The 18271-nt window shown below is 57.5% G+C and carries 19 protein-coding genes; 9 read left to right on the top strand and 10 right to left on the bottom strand.

Annotated features, from left to right (window positions below):
• Nucleotides 1-146 precede the first annotated feature (146 nt).
• Nucleotides 147-1682 carry a SpoVR family protein gene (locus C1N56_RS09015; protein WP_031280208.1) on the top strand — a complete coding sequence of 512 codons (1536 nt, stop codon included), beginning with the start codon at nucleotides 147-149 and terminating at the stop codon, nucleotides 1680-1682.
• A 324-nt stretch (nucleotides 1683-2006) separates the two neighbouring features.
• On the opposite strand, the gene fadR is transcribed toward C1N56_RS09015, so the two are convergent.
• Complete coding sequence (gene fadR, locus C1N56_RS09010; protein WP_058757728.1) at nucleotides 2007-2726, bottom strand: fatty acid metabolism transcriptional regulator FadR; 720 nt, start codon at nucleotides 2724-2726, stop codon at nucleotides 2007-2009.
• Between the two features lie 309 nt (nucleotides 2727-3035).
• Between fadR and dsbB the strand changes: the two genes are divergently transcribed.
• Nucleotides 3036-3566, top strand: coding sequence for a disulfide bond formation protein DsbB (gene dsbB / locus C1N56_RS09005; RefSeq protein WP_040679952.1), 531 nt, complete (start codon nucleotides 3036-3038; stop codon nucleotides 3564-3566).
• A gap of 57 nt (nucleotides 3567-3623) precedes the next feature.
• Here the strand turns inward: dsbB and C1N56_RS09000 are convergent, their stop codons facing one another.
• From C1N56_RS09000 to C1N56_RS08990, 3 genes are all read right to left on the bottom strand, one after another.
• Nucleotides 3624-4070, bottom strand: a complete 447-nt coding sequence (locus C1N56_RS09000; protein ID WP_021510046.1) for a YcgN family cysteine cluster protein — start codon at nucleotides 4068-4070, stop codon at nucleotides 3624-3626.
• Between the two features lie 65 nt (nucleotides 4071-4135).
• Complete coding sequence (locus tag C1N56_RS08995) at nucleotides 4136-4795, bottom strand: fumarylacetoacetate hydrolase family protein (RefSeq protein WP_021510045.1); 660 nt, start codon at nucleotides 4793-4795, stop codon at nucleotides 4136-4138.
• Nucleotides 4796-5065: 270 nt separating this feature from the next.
• A complete protein-coding gene (locus tag C1N56_RS08990; RefSeq protein ID WP_021510044.1) occupies nucleotides 5066-5341 on the bottom strand; it encodes a YcgL domain-containing protein in 276 nt (91 codons plus the stop codon).
• A gap of 153 nt (nucleotides 5342-5494) precedes the next feature.
• Between C1N56_RS08990 and minC the strand changes: the two genes are divergently transcribed.
• The 3 genes from minC to minE are packed head-to-tail and all read left to right on the top strand — an operon-like array spanning nucleotide 5495 to nucleotide 7321.
• On the top strand, nucleotides 5495-6202 hold the full coding sequence (minC, locus tag C1N56_RS08985; protein ID WP_021510043.1) for a septum site-determining protein MinC: 708 nt from the start codon (nucleotides 5495-5497) through the stop codon (nucleotides 6200-6202).
• Between the two features lie 33 nt (nucleotides 6203-6235).
• The gene (minD, locus tag C1N56_RS08980) at nucleotides 6236-7048 is read left to right on the top strand and encodes a septum site-determining protein MinD (protein ID WP_021510042.1); all 813 of its coding nucleotides are present in this window, start codon (nucleotides 6236-6238) and stop codon (nucleotides 7046-7048) included.
• 3 nt (nucleotides 7049-7051) lie between these two features.
• A complete protein-coding gene (gene minE / locus C1N56_RS08975; protein ID WP_010616394.1) occupies nucleotides 7052-7321 on the top strand; it encodes a cell division topological specificity factor MinE in 270 nt (89 codons plus the stop codon).
• A gap of 55 nt (nucleotides 7322-7376) precedes the next feature.
• Here the strand turns inward: minE and rnd are convergent, their stop codons facing one another.
• The 5 genes from rnd to C1N56_RS08950 form a co-directional block, all read right to left on the bottom strand.
• A complete protein-coding gene (rnd, locus tag C1N56_RS08970) occupies nucleotides 7377-8498 on the bottom strand; it encodes a ribonuclease D (protein WP_059009717.1) in 1122 nt (373 codons plus the stop codon).
• A 105-nt stretch (nucleotides 8499-8603) separates the two neighbouring features.
• Nucleotides 8604-10277: a long-chain-fatty-acid--CoA ligase FadD gene (gene fadD, locus C1N56_RS08965; protein ID WP_241798699.1), complete on the bottom strand. Its 1674-nt coding sequence runs from the start codon at nucleotides 10275-10277 to the stop codon at nucleotides 8604-8606.
• Between the two features lie 208 nt (nucleotides 10278-10485).
• Nucleotides 10486-11079: a Slp family lipoprotein gene (locus C1N56_RS08960; protein WP_010616392.1), complete on the bottom strand. Its 594-nt coding sequence runs from the start codon at nucleotides 11077-11079 to the stop codon at nucleotides 10486-10488.
• A gap of 60 nt (nucleotides 11080-11139) precedes the next feature.
• The gene (gene tsaB, locus C1N56_RS08955) at nucleotides 11140-11841 is read right to left on the bottom strand and encodes a tRNA (adenosine(37)-N6)-threonylcarbamoyltransferase complex dimerization subunit type 1 TsaB (RefSeq protein WP_021510038.1); all 702 of its coding nucleotides are present in this window, start codon (nucleotides 11839-11841) and stop codon (nucleotides 11140-11142) included.
• Nucleotides 11842-11893: 52 nt separating this feature from the next.
• Nucleotides 11894-13804, bottom strand: coding sequence for an ATP-dependent DNA helicase (locus tag C1N56_RS08950; RefSeq protein WP_058771245.1), 1911 nt, complete (start codon nucleotides 13802-13804; stop codon nucleotides 11894-11896).
• Nucleotides 13805-13929: 125 nt separating this feature from the next.
• Here C1N56_RS08950 and C1N56_RS08945 point away from each other — a divergent pair, with 125 nt between their 5' ends.
• The gene (locus C1N56_RS08945; protein WP_058757734.1) at nucleotides 13930-14274 is read left to right on the top strand and encodes a RidA family protein; all 345 of its coding nucleotides are present in this window, start codon (nucleotides 13930-13932) and stop codon (nucleotides 14272-14274) included.
• A 13-nt stretch (nucleotides 14275-14287) separates the two neighbouring features.
• Here C1N56_RS08945 and C1N56_RS08940 read toward each other — a convergent pair whose 3' ends face one another.
• Complete coding sequence (locus C1N56_RS08940) at nucleotides 14288-14473, bottom strand: YoaH family protein (protein ID WP_021510035.1); 186 nt, start codon at nucleotides 14471-14473, stop codon at nucleotides 14288-14290.
• A gap of 115 nt (nucleotides 14474-14588) precedes the next feature.
• On the opposite strand from C1N56_RS08940, the gene pabB reads away from it, so the two are divergent.
• The 3 genes from pabB (at nucleotide 14589) to C1N56_RS08925 (ending at nucleotide 18067) form a co-directional block, all read left to right on the top strand.
• Complete coding sequence (gene pabB / locus C1N56_RS08935) at nucleotides 14589-15941, top strand: aminodeoxychorismate synthase component 1 (RefSeq protein WP_394517413.1); 1353 nt, start codon at nucleotides 14589-14591, stop codon at nucleotides 15939-15941.
• 1 nt (nucleotide 15942) lies between these two features.
• A complete protein-coding gene (locus C1N56_RS08930) occupies nucleotides 15943-16512 on the top strand; it encodes a CoA pyrophosphatase (protein ID WP_058781826.1) in 570 nt (189 codons plus the stop codon).
• Between the two features lie 190 nt (nucleotides 16513-16702).
• On the top strand, nucleotides 16703-18067 hold the full coding sequence (locus C1N56_RS08925) for an L-serine ammonia-lyase (RefSeq protein ID WP_058774595.1): 1365 nt from the start codon (nucleotides 16703-16705) through the stop codon (nucleotides 18065-18067).
• Nucleotides 18068-18271: the final 204 nt, after the last annotated feature.

The raw sequence follows: 18271 nt of genomic DNA, 5'->3' as shown, positions 1-18271 counted from the left end.
TTGAGTTCCCGCATCGGATAAGCGACAGTGGACTATCATTGAAGTGTTCGCTCAGTTTTTTTGGGCTGTCTTTCTCAGGATGAAGCCTTAAACGATCGTGACAGGTGACACTCTGTTGCCTGCCGCTTGCAAAACAGAGGTGCGCTATGACGACAATGTTTGACGAGCCAACCCGCAACAGCAAACGACTCAGTGACGGTCCCGACTGGACCTTTGAGCTGCTTGATGTCTACCTGGCGGAGATCGACCGCGTGGCCAAAAGCTATGGGCTCGATACCTACCCGCACCAAATCGAAGTGATCACCTCCGAACAGATGATGGATGCGTACTCCAGCGTGGGAATGCCCATCAATTATGCCCACTGGTCGTTCGGCAAGAAGTTCATCGAAACCGAGCAGCGCTATAAACATGGCCAGCAGGGACTGGCGTACGAGATCGTCATTAACTCGAATCCCTGTATCGCTTACCTGATGGAAGAGAACACCATGACCATGCAGGCGCTGGTGATGGCGCATGCCTGCTACGGCCACAACTCTTTCTTCAAAAACAACTACCTGTTCCGCAGCTGGACCGATGCCAGCTCGATTGTCGATTACCTGCTGTTCGCGCGTAACTACATCTCTGATTGCGAAGAGCGTTATGGCGTGGAAGAGGTCGAGCGGCTGCTGGACTCCTGTCATGCGCTGATGAACTATGGCGTCGATCGCTATAAACGCCCGCAAAAGATTTCGCTGCAGGAAGAGAAAGCGCGGCAGAAAAGCCGGGAAGAGTATCTTCAGAGCCAGGTCAATACGCTGTGGCGCACCCTGCCACGCAAAGAGAAAGAGTTTACTCAGGTAGAGGCGGCGCGCTATCCCTCTGAGCCGCAGGAAAACCTGCTGTACTTTATGGAAAAGAACGCGCCACTGCTGGAGTCGTGGCAGCGTGAAGTGCTGCGCATTGTGCGTAAAGTCAGCCAGTATTTTTACCCGCAGAAACAGACCCAGGTGATGAATGAAGGCTGGGCGACCTTCTGGCACTACACCATCCTGAATCACCTGTACGATGAGGGCAAAGTGTCGGAGCGCTTTATGATGGAGTTCCTGCACAGCCATACCAACGTGGTGTATCAGCCGCCGTATAACAGCCAGTGGTATAACGGTATCAACCCTTATGCGCTGGGCTTTGCCATGTTCCAGGACATCAAGCGCATCTGTCAGTCGCCAACCGAGGAAGATCGCTACTGGTTCCCGGACATCGCCGGCTCCGACTGGCTGAAGACGCTGCATTTCGCCATGCGCGAATTTAAAGACGAGAGCTTCATCAGCCAGTTCCTGTCGCCGAAAGTGATGCGGGATTTCCGTCTGTTTACGGTGATGGACGACGATCGCAATAACTATCTTGAGATTGCCGCCATTCATGATGAGGCGGGATATCGCGCGATTCGTCAGCAGCTGTCGGCTCAGTACAATCTGAGCAATCTGGAGCCGAATATTCAGGTGTACAACGTTGACCTGCGCGGTGACCGTTCGCTGACGCTGCGCTATGTGCCGCAGCAGCGCGCCCCGCTGGATAAGAGCCGTCGCGATGTGCTGAAGCATGTGCATCGGCTGTGGGGTTTTGATGTCAATCTGGAACAGCAGAACGAAGATGGCAGCGTGGAGCTGCTGGATCGCTGTCCGGCGCGCGGACCGGCGCTTTAAACAAAATTTCCATGCTCAGGGACGAGCATTTATCATCCTGCGTTGTAAGCCCCTAATCTCACAGATAATCCTGCACCAACTTCACAGACAGTCAGTATCCGCTGATGCGGCGGGCTATTCGCAGCGCTGAGGCTTTTACGTTGCGCCAGGAGATTCCCGCGGGGAGGCGGGAATCAGGCCGGGCCGGTCAGGAAGACCGATACCGGCCGGTCCGTCAGGCGCAACGTGAACGCCGAAGGTACCGCGAAAGCGGCGCGAGGAGCAGCCCGTCAGCAGCGGATACTGGCTGTCCGGGACAGGAACCCGTAAAACGTTTGTACGCTGTTAACGCTTACTGCTCAAATCATCCGGCATGCTTTTCTGCATACTGTGCCAGATTTCACCGCTGCGGCGGCCGTAGTTACGCACGCTGTCGACGATCTGATCCTGCGTTGGCTGTTTGCCACACAGATCCGCCAGCTGACGATAAAAGTTACGCGCCAGTTCACGCGCTTCCGGATTGGAGAAGTAATGGCGGCCAACGCGGGTGTACAGCCCTTTCAGACCGTTGAGAATCAGGCCGTAAATCGGGTTGCCGGAAGCAAAGGCCAGGCCGCGAAACACGCGGTAATCCAGCTCGGTATAAGCTTCAGCCTGATCTTCCTCGCTCAGTGCACTCTCCAGCACTTCACGCGCCTTATCCGGATGATGGCGCAGCGCGCGACTGATAAAGATCGACGCGATATTGGTACGCACTGACAGCAGGTTATCAATTAACTGCGGCACACTGTCGTGGTCAAGACGGGCGAGCGTTTCGAGGATATTAAGACCAGACGTTTCCCAGAAATCATTGACGCGGGTGGGTTTACCATGCTGAATGGTCAGCCAGCCATCACGAGCCAGCCGCTGCAGCACTTCACGCAGAGTGGTGCGGGTCACGCCGATCAGTTCAGAAAGCTCACGTTCGGCAGGAAGAATCGATCCCGGCGGAAAACGGCTGTTCCAGATGCTTTCAATTATGTACTCTTCAGCGAATCCTGCAGGGCTCTGTGCCTTAATCACCATAGCATTTATTTCTCATTGCTTTCTTTGTCGTAATGGCACTCATCATACCAGAGGGGTCATAGCGGAAATAGCCTGCCAGCGGATTAAAAGCGCGCGCTGGCGCAAAATTCAGCAGCTGCGCAGCGAAAAAAGCCGTGGGTTACGCTGCGCTTGCGTGGGCGCTTTTGATGCCGTGTGCTAAAAGCCACGATTTTTTGGCGTGGATCAGGGATAAGTCATTTTTATACATGATTTTTTCCCCCTGCCTGGCTGGCACGGGTACGCTTTTGGTTTACACTGCGATGCATTAACGGCTACGGGAAAAGCAATATGTTGCGATACTTGAATCAATGCTCACGCGGACGCGGTGCCTGGTTATTAATGGCCCTGACCGCCCTGGTTTTTGAACTGGTTGCGCTGTTCTTTCAGCACGTAATGGGACTGCAACCCTGCGTAATGTGTATCTATGAGCGTTGTGCGCTGTTTGGCGTCATGGGCGCCGGCCTGGTGGGTGCAATTGCGCCTAAAACGCCGCTGCGCTGGGCCGCCATCGCCATCTGGCTCTACAGCGCTTATGAAGGGGTACGCCTCTCTTATGAGCACACCATGATTCAGCTGCATCCCAACCCGTTTGTGACCTGCGATTTTGCTGCTCGCTTCCCGAGCTGGCTGCCGCTGGATAAATGGCTGCCGGCGGTATTTGTCGCCAGCGGTGACTGCGCCGAACGCGGATGGACTTTCCTGACCTGGAGCATGCCGCAGTGGATGATCGTGATTTTTGCCGCTTATCTGCTGGTGGGCATTCTGGTATTAATTGCGCAACCGTTCAAAGCAAAACGTCGCGATCTGTTTGGTCGCTGAGTCCCAGTCAAACTAAGTCTCAGACAAAACAGGCAGCCGCGGCTGCCTGTTGCGTTATCAGCCGTTCCGATCCGGCCGGTCAATAATGTGTTCTTCCCAGTCGCGCACTTCACTCTCGCGCACCGCGATGTATCGCACCGAAATACGCTGAGCATGCATCGCCTTCTTCGACCCGGCAATCAGCGGGTGCCACGCCGGCAGCGTTTTGCCCTCCCCTAACAGCCGGTAAGCGCAGGTGCGCGGCAGCCAGTTAAATGTGGTGAGATTCTCGCGCGTCAGCTTGATGCAATCTTCTTCGTACTCGAAGCGACGCTCATAATTGCGGCACTGACAGGTCTTGATGTTGAGCTGATTGCAGGCGACGTTGGTGAAGTAAATCTCATCGGTATCCGCATCCTGCAACTTATTCAGACAGCACTGTCCACACCCGTCGCACAGCGATTCCCACTCTGCGTCGTTCATTTGGTCCAGGCGTTTGGTCTGCCAGAAAGGTTGATCGGTCATGATAGCGGTCCGGGTTGAGCAACAAGACCGCACCTTATAAAGCTTCAGGTGCGGTGATGCAAGTATTACAGTACGCGGGTGCTGATACCGTGACCGGCCAGCGACACTTCCAGCTTATCGCCGGAGCGCAGCGGGCCCACGCCTTCAGGCGTACCGGTCAGCACCACGTCACCGGCGCGCAGCGTGAAGTACTGGCTCATGTAAGCAATCAGCGGCAGAATTTTGTGGATCATGTCTGCCGTGGTGCCGTGCTGACGCACCTCGCCGTTGATCACAAGCTTCAGTTCGGCGTCCTGCGGATCGACGCTGAATTCAGCCGCCGGAATAAACCCGGACAGCGGACAGGAGTTATCGAAACTCTTGGCGCGCTCCCATGGCTGACCGGCTTTCTTAAACCCGGCCTGCAGATCGCGCAGCGTTAAATCCAGCGCGACGCCATAACCGGCGATCGCTTTCGCCACGTGCTCTTCACTGGCCTGCTTCAGGGTAGCGCCAATCAGCACTGCCAGCTCCACTTCATGATGCACCTCACCAAAGCTGGCCGGGATCGACAGTGGCTGCCGCAAATCACACACCGCGGTTTCCGGTTTGATAAACACCACCGGCTCACTTGGGGTGGCGCTGCCCATCTCTTTAATATGCTTTGCATAGTTGCTGCCGACGCACACCACTTTGCTGACCGGATAATCCAACAGCGCGCCCTGCCAGTTACGATGCTGATACATGCTAATCCCCTGCTTGAGTTGTGTTTGGTGCCAGCCGCGCTGGCGAAGATGTCTCATCAGCCGCCGGAACGTGGCAGGCTGCTGAGCACTATATTAGCGGGTTTGTCGCGGCGCACGTGACGGAAAGCGGCAAAAGCCGTTCCCCAGTTCATCAGGTCCGCCGCTTAAGACAACGATTATTGCCCACAATAATGGGTTAAGGTGAGCAATTAAATTAATGCCGAAGCACTGATTATATTTACAGGATATATTTTTACAGATGAATCTGAATTAAACTTTTTTACCCTGTTCAAGATGAATGTTGAGCAGACTTTCAACCGGTGGTGGGATCTGCAAATAATAACCTTGTTCGCTTAAACCCTGCTTCACTTTATTGATGTCAGCGTTGGCCAGCCTGTCGCGCTGGTCGAGCGACAGCACCATCGCCAGCTGCGGTTTGCCAAAGCCGCGCAGCAGTTCTTCCGGGACGCGCGAAAAATCGTCTTTTTTTTCTACATACAGATAAGTCTGGTCGCGTTGCGGGCTTCTATAGATCACACAAAACATATTTTTTACTCGAATTAACTAAGGGCGTCACTTGCCTGAATATAGCAGTAACTATAACATGCTTGCAGAACTTCGAATATTGACCCGCGGGTGTTAATGACGATTTTATCGGCGTTTACTTCAGGGTCGTAAAACAGGACTGAGTCAGGACAGATGTCGCAATCGCCAATCGAATTCAAGGGCAGCAGTTTTACCCTGTCAGTTGTTCATCTGCACCATTCGCAACCCGAGGTGATTCGTCAGGCGCTGCAGGACAAGATCGACCAGGCCCCGGCTTTTCTGCACAACGCGCCGGTGGTGCTGAACGTGTCAGCCCTGAACGGTGACATCAACTGGAAGCAGATGCAGCAGGCCGTCAGCGCCACCGGCTTACGCATTGTGGGCGTGAGCGGCTGTAAAGATGAAGCCCTGAAAAAGATGATTGCCCGCGCTGGCCTGCCGGTGCTGTCAGAGGGTAAAGAGAACCGCAAACGCGCTGATGCGCCCGCGCCGGAGCCGGAAGCGGTCGCGCCACCGGTCAGCGAACCGGCCAGCAAAACGCGTATCATCAATACGCCAGTGCGTTCCGGTCAGCAGATTTACGCGCGCAACGCCGATTTGATCGTCACCAGCAGCGTCAGCGCCGGTGCCGAACTGGTGGCAGACGGCAACATTCATATTTACGGCATGATGCGCGGCCGCGCGCTGGCCGGTGCCAGCGGCGATCGCGACTGCCAGATTTTTTGCACCAACCTGTCAGCAGAGTTGGTCTCCATTGCCGGCGAATACTGGATCATGGACCAGATCCCGGCGGAATTCTTTGGTAAAGCTGCGCGCCTGTGCCTTAAAGAGGGCGCGCTCACCATCCAGACACTTAATTAGGCCCCTTTTCTTTCGTTAAGGAAATCAACATTTATGGCACGCATCATTGTAGTTACATCGGGTAAAGGGGGCGTTGGCAAGACCACGTCAAGCGCGGCCATCGCCACAGGGTTAGCGCAGAAAGGCAAAAAAACCGTGGTGATCGATTTCGATATCGGTCTGCGTAACCTCGACCTGATCATGGGCTGTGAACGCCGCGTGGTGTATGACTTTGTCAACGTTATTCAGGGCGATGCGACGCTGAATCAGGCACTGATTCGCGACAAGCGCACCGAGCAGCTTTATATTCTGCCCGCCTCACAAACCCGTGATAAAGATGCCCTGACCCGCGAAGGCGTGGAAAAAGTGCTGAACGACCTGGCGGCAATGGACTTCGATTTTATCGTCTGCGACTCGCCGGCCGGTATCGAAACCGGTGCGCTGATGGCGCTGTACTTCGCGGATGAAGCAATCATTACCACCAACCCGGAAGTCTCTTCCGTGCGTGACTCAGACCGTATTCTCGGCATCATCTCGTCGAAATCACGTCGCGCTGAAAACAGCGAAGAGCCGGTAAAAGAGCACCTGTTACTGACCCGCTATAACCCGGGACGCGTAACGCGTGGCGACATGCTGAGCATGGAAGACGTGCTGGAAATCCTGCGCATTCCTCTGGTCGGCGTGATTCCGGAAGATCAGTCGGTGCTGCGCGCGTCTAACCAGGGTGAGCCCGTGATCCTCGATGCAAACTCTGACGCCGGTAAAGCTTACGCTGATACCGTAGATCGCCTGCTTGGCGAAGAACGCCCCTTCCGCTTTATCGAAGAAGAGAAGAAGGGTTTCCTGAAACGCCTGTTCGGGGGATAACCAATGGCATTACTTGATTTCTTTTTATCCCGTAAGAAGAACACAGCCAACATAGCCAAGGAGAGGCTGCAGATTATCGTGGCCGAACGCAGAAGGGGCGACAGTGAGCCCCACTATCTGCCGCAGCTCAAGCGCGATATCCTGGAAGTGATCTGTAAATACGTGAAAATTGACCCGGACATGGTCACGGTGCAGCTGGATCAGAAAGGGGATGACATCTCTATCCTCGAGCTCAACGTGACGCTGCCGGAGACGGAAGACGTTCCTAAATGATTGTAGCGGGTTCCTGATTTTCCCCTGCGTGGTTGCGCAGGGGAAAACGTTCCGCTTACAGCGTGTGTAAAATCTCGTCGATACCGGCTTTCAACACCTCACCCCGCCAGCCTGCCAGCAGTTCCGGCGGACGCGTGGCGCTCTTCAGTCCCCAGTGCACGCTCAGCACCTGGTTAATCTGGCGCCGTGATGCTAACAGCTCCTGACTGTAACCGGTCTGCTCACTCACCTGCTGTACCAGCGCTTTAATCGCTTTAAACGCCTGCTTGTAATGCGCGTGGTCAATCAGATTAGGCAACGGCGGCGGTAATGCGGCCTCATCCAGCGCCTGCGCTTCTGCCACCATCGCCACCAGCGCCTTACCGTGGAAGCGAATTTCGTGACCGTTCAGGCCGAGATGATCCAGCTCGCCAAGGCTGCCGGGCATAAAGCGCGCGACTTTCCACAGGTTCTCTTCGCGCACCACAAAATTCACCGCCATGTCTTTCTGCCGGGCGAGGTTGAGACGCCACGCGGCCAGGCGCTGCAGCACCGCCAGCTGGCGCGGACGCAGCTGCCACGCGTTGGTGATATCGCGCCACGCCTCTTCCGGCTGCAGTACGTCAAGACGGCGCTGACACAGCGTAGCGCATTCACTCAGCGCCGCCGCCATGTTGCCTGCCGCTTCGGTTTGCGCCACCAGCTGATGGGCGATCGGCAGCAGATAAGCCACATCGGCCGCAGCGTACTGGCATTGCCGCTCGGTAAGCGGACGCGCCAGCCAGTCGGTGCGCGCTTCGCTCTTATCCAGCTCAATCTGGTTGAAATGATTGACCATCGCGGCAAAGCCCCACGACAGCGGCTGCCCGGCGAAAGCGGCCAGAATCTGCGTATCGATCATCGGCTCCGGCAGACAGCCGAAACGATGCAGGAAGACTTCGAGGTCTTCCCCGCCGGCGTGCAGGAACTTGGTCAGCTGACGATCCTGCAGCAGCGCAATAAACGGTGCCCAGTCGCTGATGGTTAACGGATCGATCAGAACCAGTTGCTCGCCATCGAAGAGCTGGATCAGGCCAAGCTGCGGATAGTACGTGCGGGTGCGCACGAATTCGGTATCCAGCGCCACGGCGCGATGCTGACGGGCCTGCTGGCATACCGCGGCCAGCTGGTCATTGTGGTCGATCAGGGTGTAATTCACGTTGTCTTTCTCGCTGCGACAAACCTCGCACAGCGCTCCATGTTAAAAGCAATAAAAACGCCGGACGGTGCCGGCGTTAACCTGAGCATTCAGCGGAAGCCAGTACTACGCTTCGCGCTTCGCCTCGTCGCGCAATTCGCGACGTAAAATTTTACCGACGTTGGTCTTCGGCAGCTCATCACGAAACTCAATAATCTTCGGCACTTTATAGCCGGTGAGCTGACGACGACAATGATCCAGCACTTCCTCTTTCGTCAGGGATGGATCTTTTTTCACGATGCACACTTTCACCGCTTCGCCGGAGAGATCGCTCGGCACGCCAATCGCCGCCGCTTCGCGCACCTTGGCGTGCTGCATCAGCACATCTTCGATTTCGTTAGGATACACGTTAAAGCCGGACACCAGAATCATGTCTTTTTTACGATCGACGATGCGGATAAAACCTTCAGCGTCCACGGTAACAATATCACCGGTGTGCAGCCAGCCATTTTTCAGCACTTCCTCGCTGGCATCCGGCCGCTGCCAGTAGCCAATCATGACCTGTGGCCCGCGAATGCACAGTTCGCCCGGTTCGCCCGGCGGCACGTCGCGATCTTCATCATCGACAATACGCACGTCGGTGGACGGAACCGGCAAACCGATGCTGCCGGTGTGGCAGGTAATATCATAAGGATTAACCGACACCAGCGGTGAGCATTCGGTGAGTCCGTAGCCCTCCAGCAGATAGTGTCCGGTGAGTTTCTCCCAGCGCTCGGCCACCGCTTTCTGCACCGCCATACCGCCGCCGGCAGACAGACGCAGCGTGGAGAAATCCAGCTGGTTAAAATTGGCATCGTTCAGCAGGGCGTTGAACAACGTATTAACACCGGTGATGGCGGTAAAGGGAAATTTGCTCAGCTCTTTAACGAAGCCGGGAATATCGCGCGGGTTGGTAATCAGCAGGTTGGTGCCGCCCAGGTCGAGGAACAGCAGACAGTTCACCGTCAGGGCAAAGATGTGATAAAGCGGCAGCGCGGTCACCACCTGCTCCTGACCGGCGCGCAGCAGTTTACCGTAGGTGGCTTTGGTCTGCTCCAGATTAGCCTGCATGTTGCCGTGGGTCAGCATGGCGCCTTTCGCCACGCCGGTAGTGCCACCGGTGTACTGCAGAAATGCCAGATCCTGATTATTGATCACAGGACGATGATAGCTCATCTGCTCGCCCTGCTGCAGCGCATGACGGAACGGTACCGCCCCTGGCAGATGGTATTTCGGTACCAGCTTTTTCACATATTTAACGACGAAGTTCACCAGCGTGGCTTTTACCGGCGCCAGCTGATCGCCCATGCGCGTCAGCATCACGTGCTTAACCGGGGTTTCCGCGACCACTTTTTCCAGCGTATGGGCGAAGTTGGAGACAATGACAATTGCATTGGCACCGCTGTCATTAAGCTGGTGCTTCAGCTCGCGCGGCGTGTACAACGGGTTAACATTCACCACCACCATACCGGCACGCAGCACACCAAACAGCGCCACCGGATACTGCAGCAGATTCGGCATCATCAGCGCGACGCGATCGCCCTGCTGTAAGCCTAATCCCTGTTGCAGCCAGGCCGCAAAAGCACGGCTCTGCTGCTCCAGCTGGCGGTAAGTCATTGGCTGGCCCATGTTAATGAAAGCCACCTGATCGGCATAACGTTGCGCTGCGTGTTCGAAAAGATCGACCAAAGAGGGATAACGGTCTGCGTTAATTTCCGCTGGTACATCTGGCGGATAGCGTTTCAGCCAAACCTTGTTCAAAGATTCACCCCGATATTCTTGTTGCGTAGCCATCGCCGCCTCTGCAATCAGTGTTGTTAACAATATTTTAACTGATTGTACCAGTTTGCCTGTTCCGGCATTTTCAGGTTGCGAGGCGCATCACTAAATTTCGCGCATCGGTTGCGCGCCCAATAAAAAGGCCCGTTCGCGAGCACCGCGACCGGGCCGTAAAAAAACCTGTTTAGCGCTATTCGGTAAGAATGGTCTCGACCTGCGCCGGACCGCCGGTATTCATGCCCCAGTAGGGGTTAGGCCCCCAATAGCCGGGATGGCGACGCGTCGGCCCGTACCAAATCCACGGATCGATCGGCTGCGGCGGCGTCATCACCTGCTGAGTCAAATGCCAGCGCTGATAACCGCGCACATCAATCACCACAAAGTTGTAACTGGCTTTGCCAATTTCCCCTTTCTCGGTGCCTTTGATGTTGCCCAGCACCGTGACGTACTGATTATTGACGTCGATCGGATCAACAAAACCATGAATGTCCGCATAAATGCGGCCAATTGAGGCAGCACCGAGGCGCGGTCGCGCGCTGTCATCCAGCGGCTGAGTGGCAATTTCCAGCCGGGTCAGGCCGTTGAGGTTAGTTACCTTCACGACTTTGCCGCCGAAGCGCGACTCCTGGCCGACATACAGCTGCGGCGCATTCATCACGCGTAATAAATCCTGCTGTGGAAGCTGAGAACTCCCTTTAATGGCATCCGGCACTGACACGCAGCCGCTGAGCAACAGCGCACAGGCTAACAGAGCGCCAGACATCCCTTTACGACTAATTGGCATAGCACTTCTCCTGTTATTTCTCCGTTAGACTGAAGGCGCAAAAATAAGTTGCGTGGGCGCCTAGCGTCCCGGCAATTTTTTCCATGCCACTTCATTGCGCAGATAAACCGGCTCAGCATTTTCCACTGCCACGCTGTCGCCGCGCTGCCAGGCGCTGAGCGCCAGCGGCAGCATATCTTCTGCGGCAGGCAGCGTGACCGTGGTGGTCAGCAGTTGTGCCCCGGTCGCGCCAGCCAGCAGCTGCGGATAAGCCTGCCAGCCGGTGCCGACGGTGGCCCACTCGCCGCTCAGCTGCGCGATGCGCGCCTGTGCCGCTTCCGGCTTGAGTACGGCTTCGCTCTCAGCGCCCTGCCACTCGCCCTGCTCATCACGCTGATACTCTGCCCAGTAGACTTCACCCATGCGCGCATCAATCGCCGCCAGCACGCGCGTTGCCCCGGTCAAACGCCAGGCGCCCTGCGCCATGGTTGCCAGCGAGGATACGCCAATCATCGGCAGATTTGCGCCCAGCGCCAGGCCCTGCGCGATGCCAATGCCGATGCGCACGCCGGTAAAACTGCCGGGCCCGCGGCCAAACGCCAGCGCGTCCAGCGCGCTCAGCGCCAGCGACTGCGCCTGCAGCAATTCCTGCACCAGCGGCAGAATACGTTGAGTATGATCGCGGGGCGCGATTTCGAAGCGGGCATCGATCTGCTGCTGATTCAGCAGCGCGGCAGAGCAGGCTTCTGTCGCGGTGTCCAGGGCTAAAATTCGGGCGGACATAACAACCTCAGAGAATCAAAATGGCGCGCATCTTACCACAGCCGGGCACAAATTAGTGCTGCTCTGGCGGACGCACAAAGTCAATCGCACGCTGTAAATCGCGGGTGCGCGGTGTCGGCGGCAGGCTATTAAGGAACAGACCGCCATACGGACGCGACACCAGCCGCTGGTCACAAATCACCAGCACGCCGCGATCGTCGGTATCGCGAATCAGACGGCCCACGCCCTGCTTGAGGGTGATCACCGCGTCCGGCAGCTGCACATCGTTGAATGGATCGCCGCCGCGCAGACGGCAATCCTCCATGCGCGCCTTCAGCAGCGGATCTTCCGGCGAGGTAAACGGCAGCTTGTCGATGATCACCAGCGACAGCGCATCACCGCGCACGTCAACGCCTTCCCAGAAGCTGCTGGTGGCCACCAGCAGTGCGTTGCCAGCATCAAGAAACTGTTTGAGCAGCTGCCCTTTGCTGGTTTCGCCCTGCAACAGCACTGGTAAGGTCATGGAGGCGCGGAATTCCGCCGCCAGCTCGCGCATCATTTTGTGCGAGGTGCACAGGAAGAAACAGCGCCCTTTGTTGGCTTCAATCAGCGGTTTCATCATGCGTGCCAGCTGACGCGCACCGCCAGGATAGTTGGGTTCCGGCATGTTGCGCGGCACGCACAGCAAGGCCTGCTGCGCATAATCAAACGGACTTTCGAGGATCAGGGTGCGGGCATTATCCACGCCGAGCCGGCTGGCGAAGTGGCTCATCTGTTCGTTGACCGCCAGCGTCGCCGAGGTAAATACCCACGCCGCTTTGCGTCCGTCCATCACTTCGCGGAAGCGCTCCGCAACCGACAGCGGCGTCAGCGCCAGCGTAAAGTGCCGGCTGCTGCATTCGTACCAGTAGCTGAAGCCCGGTTCATCAATCGCACGTAAACGCTTGAGCCGGGTGCGATACAGCGCGGCACGCTCGAAGGCGGCGTCCAGCAGCGCGGAACGGCCCAGCGACAGCTTAATCACGTCGTAACACAGCTCGAGCGCATCATCCAGCAGCGTAAACATGCGCATGATGTTGTTGTCGCTCAGCAGGTCACGCAGATTACCGCGAAAACCGGGCTCGCCCAGCGTCAGGCGGAAATCCTGTGCGCACTGCGCCAGCCGGTCGGCGGATTTCTGCAGCTGCTGCACATCGCGCACCTCGGTGCGGTAGGCAAGGATAATGTCTTTGGCGAGATCCTGCAGTTGCCGGCTCGACAGCTGCTGACCAAAATACTGGCTGGCAATATCCGGCAGCTGGTGCGCTTCATCGAAGATCATCACGTCGGCTTCCGGGATCAGCTCGCCAAATCCCCCCTCTTTGACCACCAGGTCAGCGAGAAACAGGTGATGGTTCACCACCACCACATCCGCATCCATCGCTTTTTTGCGCGCCTTCACCACGAAGCAATCTTTATACAGCGGGCAATCGCTGCCAAGGCAATTATCGTTGGTGCTGGTAACGTAAGGCCAGATCGGGCTGTCTTCCGCGACGCCGGCGCAGCTGCTGACGTCGCCATCAACGGTCTCCGAAGACCAGCTGCGCACGTTAATCAGATCGCCGAGCGCCTGCACGCTGAGATCGCCGCCGGTCTGATTTTGCTGCTCCAGCCGTTCCAGGCACAGATAGTTGGATCGCCCTTTCAGCAGCGCAGTTTTGCCGCTGAACGCCAGGGCGCGGGCAATGGTCGGCAGATCGCGGTTGTAGAGCTGATCCTGCAACGCTTTGGAACCGGTCGACACGATGACTTTTTTCTTCGCCCGCAACGCCGGTGCCAGATAAGCATAAGTTTTACCGGTGCCGGTGCCGGCCTCGACCACCAGCTCGCCCGCCTGCTGCACCGCTTCGCTCACTGCCTGCGCCATTTCGCGCTGTGCCGCGCGCGGCTTAAAGCCGGGAATCGCCTGCGCTAACGCGCCATCCGCTGCAAAATCGTCTGCCACACATCCTCACCGATTGCTCTTAAAACACCTGTAATTATGTCAGGATTCACCGCAGGCGACCACAACAGATGACAGCCGGCCATGGGATATGGCAGGCTAACGCAGCAAAAATAAAGGAGAACAGCATGACCATTACGCGTATTGATGCCGAGCACCGCATGTCCGAAGCGGTTGTACATGACCAGACCGTGTATTACACCAGCGTGCCGGAGAATCTGGATGACGATGCGGAAGCGCAGACCGCCAACGCGCTGGCGGTGATTGACCGCATCCTGACGCGCGTGGGTTCGGATAAAAGCAAAATTCTCGACGCTACCATTTTCCTGGTAGACAAAGAGGACTTTGCCGCGATGAACCGCGCCTGGGATGCGTGGGTCTCGCCGGGTAATGCGCCGGTACGCTGCACGGTGCAGGCCGGCCTGATGAATCCGCGCTATAAAGTGGAAATCAAAATCATCGCCGCGCTATAACGCTCGCCGGGCGCTATTCGTCGTCTTCGTCCTCTTCGAAGCGCGCCCGAATCGCTTCGCCCTGATGGTTCTGGCGAATTTCCTGCGCCACCTGCGCAATCGCCTGCCCGCTGGACATGCCGCCGGCCATCAGTTCCTGAATACGTTCCACTGCCTGCTGCTGCTGTTCGTGCGATAAAGCCGGAAGACCTGAAAACATGATGCACTCCTGTAATGGGGGGACGCATTATTCCACGCTGAACAAACAGGTGCCAGCAGCAAAAAAATATGCCAGGCTACGCGCCTGCCTGCTGAACTGATTTAGCCAAACGAACGTGAAAACCCTCTCGCTACAGTATACGCCCGATACACTTTTACACCGTTTTTCCACGCTGGCGCACCGCCCGTGGGCGATGCTGCTGACCTCTGGTCACGCCGAGCACGCGGATAACCGTTTCGATATTCTCACCGCCGACCCGCGGGTGACCCTGACGACGCGCGGTGACAGCACCGCCATCGACGACGGCACCGGCATCAGCCACTCTAACGCGGATCCGCTGCAGTTGGTGCAGCAGCAGCTGGACGCGCTGGGCACCCGGCCGGCGTTTGATGCAAATCTGCCGTTTCAGGGCGGCGCGCTGGGTCTGTTTGGTTATGACCTCGGTCGCCGTTTCGAAACGCTGCCGCAGCGGGCGCAGCAGGATTTACACACGCCGGATATGGCGGTCGGCATTTATGACTGGGCGCTGATTGCCGATCATCATCGCCAGACGCTGACGCTGATTGCCCTGCACGACGCGGAGCAGCGCTGGCAGTGGCTACAGGCGCTGGCGGTGCCGCAGCCCAAACCTTTTGCCCTGACCAGCGACTGGCAGGCCAATATGAGCTATGCGCAGTACGCCGCGCGTTTCCAGGCAGTGCAGGCCTACATTCAGGCGGGCGACTGCTACCAGGTTAATCTGGCGCAGCGTTTTCAGGCCAGCTATCGCGGCGATGAGTGGCAGGCGTTTTTACGTCTCAACCGCGCCAACCGCGCGCCGTTCAGCGCCTTCCTTCGTCTGCCGCACAGTGCCGTGCTGAGCCTGTCACCGGAGCGTTTTCTCTCGCTGCAGCAGCAGCAGATTGAAACCCGCCCGATTAAAGGCACGCTGCCGCGTCTGGCCGATCCGCAGGCCGATCGGTTGCAGGCGGAGAAACTGGCCAGCGCCGAAAAAGATCGGGCGGAAAACCTGATGATTGTGGACCTGCTGCGTAATGATATTGGCCGCGTCGCCGAGCCGGGCAGCGTCAGCGTGCCGGAGCTGTTTGTGGTGGAGCCGTTCCCGGCGGTGCATCACCTGGTGAGCACGGTGCGGGCCAGGCTGCCAGACGCGCTCTCCGCTACCGATTTGTTGCGCGCCTGTTTCCCCGGCGGCTCCATTACCGGCGCGCCCAAGATCCGTGCCATGGAGATTATCGAAGAACTCGAACCGCAGCGGCGCAATGCGTGGTGCGGCAGTATCGGCTACATCAGCCTGTGCGGGCGTATGGACAGCAGCATTACCATCCGCACGCTGATTGCCGAAAATCAGCAGTTGTACTGCGCGGCGGGTGGCGGTCTGGTGGCTGACAGCGAGGCTGAGGCGGAATATCAGGAGACGCTGCACAAGCTCAACCGTATTCTGCCCTGTCTGCGTGATGAGGCGTGATATGGAGCTGACGCTGGCGCAGTTTCTCAGTCGCTTTGTGCTGCAGCCGCCGCTGGCGAGCGCGCACAGCGTGATCAGCGGACGCCGTGCCGCGGTGCTGGTACCGGTGATTGATGGCGACCAGCCCGAACTGCTGCTGACCCGCCGCTCCGCGCTGCTGCGCAAACATGCCGGGCAGGTGGCGTTCCCCGGCGGCATGATGGATGCCACTGACGATTCGCTGATCGCCACCGCGCTGCGTGAAGCGCAGGAAGAAGTGGGCATCGCACCGCAGCAGGTGCGGGTGGTCGGCGTGCTACCGCCGGTCACCAGCAGTACCGGTTTCGCCGTCACGCCCGTGGTCGGTATCATCCCGCCGCACCTGCCGCTGCAGCTCAACCCGGATGAAGTTGAAAGCGCCTTTTCCATGCCGCTCGCAGAGGCGCTGCGGCTGGGGCGCTACAGCGGACTGACGCTGCGCCGCGGTCATCGCCAGCACCAGGTGTGGCTGTCATGGTATGAAGATTATTTTATCTGGGGCATGACCGCCGGTATCCTGCGCGCGCTCGGCCAGCAGATCGCCCTGCCCTGATCCCCCGTCCCGTTTCACCCTGCCCGAAAAATTGATCCCGTTCACATCCGGGGATACGGATAACTATTTCTGTGGTTTATAATTAGTTTATTTCATGCGAAAAGCTGCTCGCTGCCGCCCGCTGGCGATTACTATTAGCCGCATTAACGGCCTGCGCCGTAGAAAAGAAGATTTGTGAGGAGCGTCACCGGTGATAAGTGTTTTTGACATGTTCAAAGTGGGTATTGGCCCGTCCAGTTCGCATACCGTTGGCCCGATGAAAGCGGGCAAACAGTTTGTTGACCTGCTGATCGAACAGGGCAAGCTGCAGGACGTGACGCGCGTGGCGGTGGATGTCTACGGCTCACTGTCGCTCACCGGGAAAGGACACCACACCGACATTGCCATCATCATGGGTCTGGCCGGCTTTGAGCCTGCCAGCGTCGACATCGACAGCATTCCGGCGTTTATCAAAGATGTCGAAACGCGTGAGCGCCTGCTGCTGGCACAGGGCGCGCGCGAGGTCGACTTCCCGCGTGACGGCGGCATGGTATTCCGCAGCGAAAACCTGTCGCTGCATGAAAACGGCATGACCCTGTACGCTTTTGCCGGCGATCGGCTACTTGAGCGCAAAACCTATTACTCAATTGGCGGCGGCTTTATTGTCGACGAAGCGCATTTTGGTCAGTCAGTGCTGGATGAGGTCGCCGTGCCCTACCCGTTCCATTCAGCCAAAGAGTTGCTCAGTCATTGCCGCGATACCGGCATGTCGCTTTCCGGGCTGGTGATGAAAAACGAACTGGCGCTGCACAGCCGTGACGAGATTTACGCCTATTTTGGTAACATCTGGCAAACCATGCAGGCGTGTATCGACCGTGGCCTGAATACCGAAGGCGTTTTGCCGGGCCCGCTGCGCGTGCCGCGTCGGGCGGCGTCGCTGCGACGTCTGCTGGTCTCCTCAACCAAACATTCTAACGATCCGATGAACGTCATCGACTGGGTCAATATGTTTGCGCTGGCGGTGAATGAAGAGAATGCGGCCGGTGGTCGTGTGGTCACTGCACCGACCAACGGTGCCTGCGGTATCGTGCCGGCGGTGCTGGCGTATTACGATCACTTCATCGAAACGGTCACGCCGGATATCTTTATCCGCTACTTCCTCGCCTCGGGCGCGATTGGCGTGTTGTATAAAATGAACGCCTCGATTTCCGGTGCCGAAGTCGGCTGCCAGGGTGAAGTGGGCGTGGCCTGCTCAATGGCCGCCGCCGGCCTTGCGGAACTGCTGGGAGCCAGCCCGGAGCAGGTGTGCGTTGCCGCTGAAATCGGCATGGAACACAACCTTGGACTGACCTGCGATCCGGTCGCCGGTCAGGTACAGGTGCCGTGCATTGAGCGTAACGCCATTGCTTCGGTGAAAGCGATCAACGCCGCGCGAATGGCGCTGCGCCGCACCAGCGAGCCGCGTGTATCGCTGGATAAGGTGATCGAGACGATGTACGAGACCGGCAAAGACATGAATGCTAAATATCGTGAGACCTCGCGCGGCGGTCTGGCGATCAAGGTGCAGTGCGACTGACCGGCAACGTCGCGTTTCGCTGCTGACAATTGCAGCGATCGGCCATTATTTCTGCAATGGCCTCTACCTCCGCGTTATCAAACCAGATACATTATTTTTGCGCGCGACCTCTACCGGTCGCGCGATTTTTTAGTGCCGCTTTTTTTCTCCAGCCGCGCTAAATTTGGCCGCCGCCATGCCGATAACCTTCACGTTAATTTGGCC

It is taken from the genome of Pantoea sp. SGAir0175, from assembly GCF_043547855.1.
The sequence above is the reverse complement of the archived record's forward strand: the minus strand, read 5'-3'. Positions and strand labels throughout refer to the sequence as shown.

Bases quoted from the DNA above. Each gene is read 5' to 3' on its own strand.
- tsaB (WP_021510038.1), bottom strand. From the start codon at position 11,841: ATGTCCGCCCGAATTTTAGCCCTGGACACCGCGACAGAAGCCTGCTCT.
- C1N56_RS08940 (WP_021510035.1), bottom strand. From the start codon at position 14,473: ATGTTTTCAGGTCTTCCGGCTTTATCGCACGAACAGCAGCAGCAGGCA.
- minD (WP_021510042.1), top strand. From the start codon at position 6,236: ATGGCACGCATCATTGTAGTTACATCGGGTAAAGGGGGCGTTGGCAAG.
- C1N56_RS08995 (WP_021510045.1), bottom strand. From the start codon at position 4,795: ATGTATCAGCATCGTAACTGGCAGGGCGCGCTGTTGGATTATCCGGTC.
- C1N56_RS08945 (WP_058757734.1), top strand. From the start codon at position 13,930: ATGACCATTACGCGTATTGATGCCGAGCACCGCATGTCCGAAGCGGTT.
- minC (WP_021510043.1), top strand. From the start codon at position 5,495: ATGTCGCAATCGCCAATCGAATTCAAGGGCAGCAGTTTTACCCTGTCA.
- fadR (WP_058757728.1), bottom strand. From the start codon at position 2,726: ATGGTGATTAAGGCACAGAGCCCTGCAGGATTCGCTGAAGAGTACATA.
- minE (WP_010616394.1), top strand. From the start codon at position 7,052: ATGGCATTACTTGATTTCTTTTTATCCCGTAAGAAGAACACAGCCAAC.
- C1N56_RS08990 (WP_021510044.1), bottom strand. From the start codon at position 5,341: ATGTTTTGTGTGATCTATAGAAGCCCGCAACGCGACCAGACTTATCTG.
- dsbB (WP_040679952.1), top strand. From the start codon at position 3,036: ATGTTGCGATACTTGAATCAATGCTCACGCGGACGCGGTGCCTGGTTA.
- C1N56_RS08960 (WP_010616392.1), bottom strand. From the start codon at position 11,079: ATGCCAATTAGTCGTAAAGGGATGTCTGGCGCTCTGTTAGCCTGTGCG.
- C1N56_RS09015 (WP_031280208.1), top strand. From the start codon at position 147: ATGACGACAATGTTTGACGAGCCAACCCGCAACAGCAAACGACTCAGT.
- C1N56_RS09000 (WP_021510046.1), bottom strand. From the start codon at position 4,070: ATGACCGATCAACCTTTCTGGCAGACCAAACGCCTGGACCAAATGAAC.
- C1N56_RS08930 (WP_058781826.1), top strand. From the start codon at position 15,943: ATGGAGCTGACGCTGGCGCAGTTTCTCAGTCGCTTTGTGCTGCAGCCG.